Genomic DNA, 6,265 nt, shown 5'->3' with positions numbered 1-6,265 from the left:
GAGTGACAGAGAGGACGGCGAGGCCTATCCACTGCCAGAGCATGGGAACCAGGGCTCCTGTCGGGGGTGAAAGTGATCACCTGCGGCGGAGCGCGGTGAGCATGAAGAAGCCGATGGTAAGAGCGGCCAGGCCGAGTACAAGGACAGGGAAGCCGGGACCGGGCAGCACGTAGAGCGCAGCTCCTGCAAGGAAGAGCAGTGCTCCCACGACTACCAAGGCCATGCCGGTACACCGTTTGGCAGCAAGAGTCACGATGGTGGAGTCCTCCGGGCAACGTCGACGAACGGGCACACAGCCCCCTTGAAACGCCGACCAGACTTCCCGGCACACCCCACATCGAGCTTGACGTGGTCTTTACACACTATCTACCACAACCGACTCTGACCAGAGCGCTCCCTGCCACTCGCAGCTCGCCCAGCCTGTGCTTCGGCACCCGCTGGACTGCCGCGCGGCAACAAAATTCGACCCGTCAACCTCATGATCTTGATGCAAGTGCGGAGGCACGTCGCGTTGCTCCCCAGTCGCGATGAGGGAATAGCCCAGCATCGGAATACTGCCTCTTCACCAGTTGGACGGCGGGGTGGAGGCGGCGGAGTACCGAGTGTGGGTCCGGGCTCCCGACCATGTACGGCCGGTCGACGACGTCGACTACGACCAGGTCGCCACCGAGCACCTTCCCCCGGCGCCCACGTCGGTGGTCCGCGAGGTCCTCGGGGAGCGCCGGCCTTCGGGCTACTGGCGAAGGTCCGCGAGGGGCGGGGCCCGGCACGGGGTGTGCTGCACGCGCCGGACTGCGAGGAAGCACCGCAGGGCGCGCCGCTGCTCGATGTGGAGCACGCGCTGAACGTGGCGGAGAACCTGGGGACGCGGATGTGGACGCTGTGCGGCTGCGCTCAGGAGCTGACGCCGCTGCTGCGTGGCTTGGATCAGATCTCCGACTCCTGACGCCCGGTCCGGGCCCTCCACTCACCCGTAAGGATCATGTGCTCCGGTTTCTCGGACGCCTGCCTCCCAGTGCTCGTACGGTCCGCTCGGACGCTGCCGTCCGTGCCCGCCTGGAGGGGAGCAGACCATGACCGGCGTCGCCGCGGAGCCCGGGGAGACCGACGAGCCTGGGGAGAGGCTGGACTGGGACGAACGCTGGGTGAAGCTGCTGGAGCGCATCGACCCTCACGCCGCGTTCGGGCTCGCGGTGTTAGGCGGTTTCGGCCTGCTGGCCACGCTGGGTGTTACCTGCACCCAACTGCACGACTGGCTGGAGCGGGATCAGGGCCTGCGCGGCGCCTCCGTGCCAGTGACCGTCCTTCTCCTGGGCGGGATCGTCATCTGGTCGGGGTTCCTGCCGTTCCGGACGGATCGGCACCTCGTGATCGACGCCCCGGCCCTGACCGCGTACGGGATCGTCTTCTACGGCGTTCACTGGGGCATGATCCCCACCGTGCACCCGCAGACCGTCTCGTGGTGGATCTGGCACACCGTCCTGGTCACGCTGCTGTGCACCCGTCCGGGGGCGTCTGGGGGAACGACCGGGTGCGCGGCCAGCCAGGCGCGGACCACAGCCGCCTCCCCGGTGCGTCCGAGGCCGTCGAGTACGAGCGCCTGGATGTCCAGCACGCGACGGAGCGACGTGAACTCCTCCGGCCTGGTTGCGACCAGGCCGCGGTGGATCTCCGCGGCCTCGCCCGTCGCTCCGAGGGCGCCGGGCAGATCGTCCACCAGGAAGCGGAGTGTCGCCTGGATGGCCAGCGCGCCAGCGAGACGGGGGGCGTACCGGTCGGGGTCGGCCTTCACCGCGCGGCGCCAGACGTCCACCGACTCCGCGGCCGCCTCCAGCGCCTCCAGGTACTGGTTCTCCTGGAACCGCAGCTGGCAGACGCTGAGCAGGGCCCGGGCGAAGGAGGCCTCGTCTCGTTCGGCGTCGGCCCGGGCCAGTCGTCGCCAGATGCCGACGGCGGACCCCAGGGTCTCCAGTGCCTCCCCGTCGTGTCCGGCTTCGGCCTGGAGGTGGCCCAGTTCGGCCGTCCACAGGGCGAGATACTGTTCTCCGGGGTCGTCGCCGAGACCGATGCGGATACGGTGCCGCATGATGCCGACCGCCTGTTTCAGGGCGTCGATCGCCTCCTCGTCACGTCCCAGCAGCCGCAGCACGTTGTTCAGGTTCACCAGAGCGGAGACGAGCCAGGGTTCGAAGCCGGCGGGGTCGGCCCGGGCCAGCAGGCGGGTGCGTTCCACCGTCTCCTGCATCGTGAGCAAGGCGTCGTGGAGGTGTCCCGTCTGCATCAGCCGGACGCCGAGTTTCCCCACGACGCTCGCCAGGTACACCTCGTTCCCCGAGGACGGTGCGGCCAGAGGCCGCAGGAGCTCCGTCCCTCGGCGGAGGACCCGGACCGCCTGGTCGTGGCGTCCCGCCTCCCAGAGGTCCGGTTCCAGGCGCGTCAGCCGCCACCCGGGCCCGCTAAAGTCGTCTCGGGCGTCGCGGCCCGCAGCGGCCTCGTCGGCGATCCGGGTCAGGAGGTCCACCGCCTCGTCGAGGGCCGCGAGCGCCTCCCGTTCCCTGCCCACGGCCCGCAGCGACGCGTACAGGCCGTGCAGTGCTCCGGCGTGCAGTTCGCCGTACCCGTGATCGGCCTCGGCCGCACGGCGCAGCAGCTCGACGGCCCGCTGGTGGGCGCGCACCGCTTCCGCGTGGCGCTGCGCGGAGTCGAGTCGCGCGCCCAGGTACTTCAGGGAGAGGGCGTGGCCGACGATCGCGTCGAGCGACGTGTCGTCCCGCATCAGGCATCCGCTCACGGCGACCGTCTCCGCCGCGACCGCCAAGCCGAGTTCCCTCAACTGCTCTCCGTACGGCAGCAGGGAGCCGAGTCGCCGGAGCGTCCACGGATGCAGTCGGGCATCGCCGAGCGCGTCCAGCAGTTCCCGCTCGATGCGTTGGGCCCTGGCCGTGGATCCCGCCTGTTCGCGTACCGTGGCGGCGCGTACCAGAACGGTGAGGAGTTGGATCTGCTGGTCGGCGGACGCGTCGGTCAGCAGGGCGGCCAGCGGCAGGCGGGCCTCAGGATCGAACAGGATCCGGCAGGCGTGGTGCTCGCCCAGGCGGTCCGGCTGGAGCGGCCCCCAGTACCGGTCCTCGCCCGGCGGGTAGAGGGAGTGCAACCAGGCGGCGACGTCCTGCACCGCAGCGGCGGGAAGGTTGGGAACCCTGCGCAGCGTCGCCTCGGCCTCCGCCTGGTCGGCTGCCCCGCACAGCGTGGCGACGGCCACCGCGACCTGCAGCGTCACCGCCGGGAGGCGCTGCGGCCACCCGCCGCTGTCACCGGCGGAACGGAACCAGTACCGCTGCTCGTGACGGAGGAGTACCGCGGCGGGGTCGTCCGAGGAATTCCCGACAGGCGCCGTCCCGTACTGCAGCAGCGTGGTCAACGCGCTCACCTGTATCGACAGCACGGAGTCGTCCCCGCCGTCCGCCGGCCCGGGCGGCGGCCGCAGAGTGCCGGCCAGCGGGGCCCAGCCGGCCACCGGGCGTCCGGGGAAGTCCGGGAACCGGTCCAGGAGACGGGCGAAGTCCGTGACGGCATCCGTGAACAGGGCCGTCCGTGCGGCCGACGGGCCGTCGGCGGACGTCAGCGGAGCCAGGGCGGTGACCGGAGCACCGGCCAGGATCTCGTCCGCGTACGCGGCGCTGAGGCCGTCCTGACGCCAACCGCCGTCGGAGCGGGCCAGCAGCAGAACCCGGGTCCGGTGGCGGGTCGCGCGCAGATGCTCCACCAGGCGCCGCACGAGTTCCGGCCGGGCGTCGGCGTAGTCCACAACGAGGAGGAACGGGAGCGCGGTGTCCAGCACCTTGAGATCGGCATCGGAGACGTCACGGTCGCGCAGCGTCGCCCGCAGGTGCCCGGTGACCCATCCTTCGTCGCGGAGGATGTCGGTCAGCCGCCGGGCGAGCCGGCTCTTGCCCTGGCCTCCGGGACCGGTGACCACACGAACGGAGAAGGGGTGCGGATGGTGCCTGCACCAGCCTTCCAGCTCCCGCAGCTCGACCTCCCGTCCGTGGAACCGCACCACTTCGGCGTCGGCGCGCAGCAGCATGGCGGGGGAACGCAGGTCCCGTTCCGGTGCCGCCGGTTCCAGCAGGTCGGCCGGTTCCGCCGGTTCCAGGAGGGGTTCCCATCCGGAGTGCTCGGCGACGAGTGCGCGGAACCCGTCGTCCGCGACGAGCGCGGCGGCCGGGGTGGCGGTCAGCCACGTACCGCCCGTCGCCCCCCGGTCCAGGCGGACCACGCCGCACAGCAGACCGCCGTGGCGGCTCTCGGACAGCACAGCGGCGCCGGACACGCCCGACCAGGGCGTGGCGGTCGTATCCGGTGCCCCCGCCTCCGGGCGGGTCGGGTCCTGGCTGAAGATCTCGTAACGCCGCGCCAGCCCACCGCTGCCCGGCAGGATGTGCCCGGCCAGCTGCCCGTCGACACGGCCCCGGCCTCCCGGGAGCCTCTGCACGCGGGGGAAGCCGACGAGGGACACCTGGTGCGGGCGGGTGCCGATGAGCCTCCCCCACCGCTGCGGCGGCCTCGTCCGCAGGTCGGTCAGCGACTCGGGGACGTCCCAGCGCTCGCCGTCGACCACGTGGATCAGCGCCGCGTCGATGTCGTGGTCCAGCCGGTACCACCGGACGACGGCGTCGACCTGCCGATCGCCCACGTCGGGCCGGCACACCGTCACCCTGCCGGGCGGCGGCCCGTCCGGACCGCCGCCCAGGACGTGCGCGGCGGTCAGGACGAGGCGCGGTGCCACCAGGTAGCCCGATCCGAAGTGGGTTCTCCCCTCCCCTGGCTCATGACGCCGTACCTGTACCCGTCGGTCGAACTCCATATACGTGCCCGCTCCCGGCTCCCGACTGTCCCGGCCCGAACTGCTGGGGTGCGGACGCTATTCCAGGTCACCGACCGGGATACCGCCGCCGTCGGGCCGGTGCGGTGTGAGCTGCACGGTGACCGTGTGGGTGGCCCTGTTCGCGGTCTCCTTCTTCGCGCCGAAGCCGGCGACGCTGAAGCGCAGGCCGCCGTCGGCCGCCCGGCTGCGGGTCAGCTCCATGCCGAGTTCCAGGGTGATGTCCCCCAAGGTGAAGAGCACGCCCTTGTGCCCCGCGCCCGTGCCGTCCGGGTCGGCGATCCTGGACTGCGCCTCGGCGATCTGGTCACGCAGGAGCGTGATCGCGTCCGCCAGGTCCAGCCACTCCTCACCACGGCCGTTACCGTTCCCCACCACGGCTTCTCCCCCCTCCACGTCGACCGGTGCGAAGACCGAACATAGCCGGGTGCCGCGCGGCTCACCCGGTGTTCCGCGAAACGGCTGCGGCTGAGGCCGAGGTGTGCCTGGGGACCGGCGGACGGCGGCACCGTGCGCGAACGGAAGCGGAGCCCTCCGCTCTCACGAGCGGAAGCGGAAACCGACACCCTGAGGAGCGGAAAGCGGACGCCTGGCACATCAGGTGGGCGGGAAGCGGAGAGCCGCACGCCGGGTGGCGGACAAGGTGCGCGGTGCGTACCGGTGGCGATGAGCGGGACGGGGCCATCGTGGCCGTGGTAGCGGACTGATCGGCACGGTCGCGGTGCCGCGCCCGGTCACCTCCACCGGGGGTCCGGCACCGGCGACGGAGAGCCGGGGCCATCGTCGCCGTGGTGATCGGCTGCCCGGCGTCTCCCTCGGTCGGCCGGCTCCGGCCCCGCAGCCGCACCGGTCGACGGGCTGCGCTGCCCGCCCTTCCGCCCGGCCATGGTGGCGTACCAGAAGCGGGACGGCGGCGCCTGGCACGTGGTGTCCGGGAAGGCGGCGAGGGGTGCGGCTGTCCGGGGCACGAGCCGTGCCGGGCTCCGATCCCGTCGGCGGGGTCAGAACGGCCGGGGCAGGACGACCGGGGGCGGTGTGGGACGTCGTCCCGGACCCCTTGGTGATGTCCGGCGCCGGTGGCGTCAGCACCACGGCGTGCTCGTGCCGGTCTCAGCCGAGGTAGTTCTCGGGATGAGCCGGCTTCTGCAACGTCCAGTAACTCGCCCGCGCAGCCGAACGGCAGCGGGGGGAAGCGGTGCCCTCGCACATCGGTGCTCCAGTGATGTTCACCGCCGCAGTCGCACTCGTAGATTCCGCTGGTGGGCAGCTCCTGCCGGCCCTGCCCGCCGCGGTCGCAGCCCTGATCGACAGGAGCCCCGATCCGGCCCCGGTGAAGTAGAAGGCGGGCCCTGGCCCGCCGGTCACTCCGGCCCATTTGAC

4 protein-coding genes are annotated in these 6,265 nt (G+C 71.8%); 1 reads left to right on the top strand and 3 read right to left on the bottom strand.

All coding sequences use genetic code 11. From position 1 onward, the window contains the following. Window positions 1–775 precede the first annotated feature (775 nt). A complete protein-coding gene (locus KWI83_RS40540) occupies window positions 776–946 on the top strand; it encodes a DUF6233 domain-containing protein (protein ID WP_374106463.1) in 171 nt (56 codons plus the stop codon). Window positions 947–1,196: 250 nt separating this feature from the next. Here KWI83_RS40540 and KWI83_RS37380 read toward each other — a convergent pair whose 3' ends face one another. From KWI83_RS37380 to KWI83_RS37370, 3 genes are read right to left on the bottom strand one after another with little or no spacing between them, the layout of a single operon-like run. Next, window positions 1,197–1,421, bottom strand: coding sequence for a hypothetical protein (locus KWI83_RS37380; RefSeq protein ID WP_218518824.1), 225 nt, complete (start codon window positions 1,419–1,421; stop codon window positions 1,197–1,199). Next, window positions 1,418–4,867, bottom strand: coding sequence for a trypsin-like peptidase domain-containing protein (locus KWI83_RS37375; RefSeq protein WP_256363370.1), 3,450 nt, complete (start codon window positions 4,865–4,867; stop codon window positions 1,418–1,420). Before KWI83_RS37375 ends, KWI83_RS37380 begins: the two co-directional genes overlap by 4 nt. A gap of 57 nt (window positions 4,868–4,924) precedes the next feature. Continuing rightward, the gene (locus tag KWI83_RS37370) at window positions 4,925–5,260 is read right to left on the bottom strand and encodes a trypco2 family protein (RefSeq protein ID WP_218518822.1); all 336 of its coding nucleotides are present in this window, start codon (window positions 5,258–5,260) and stop codon (window positions 4,925–4,927) included. Window positions 5,261–6,265 lie beyond the last annotated feature (1,005 nt).

The organism is Streptomyces sp. TRM70350 (assembly GCF_019219825.1).
GTDB lineage: Bacteria > Actinomycetota > Actinomycetes > Streptomycetales > Streptomycetaceae > Streptomyces.
This window is presented reverse-complemented; position numbering and strand designations above follow the sequence as displayed.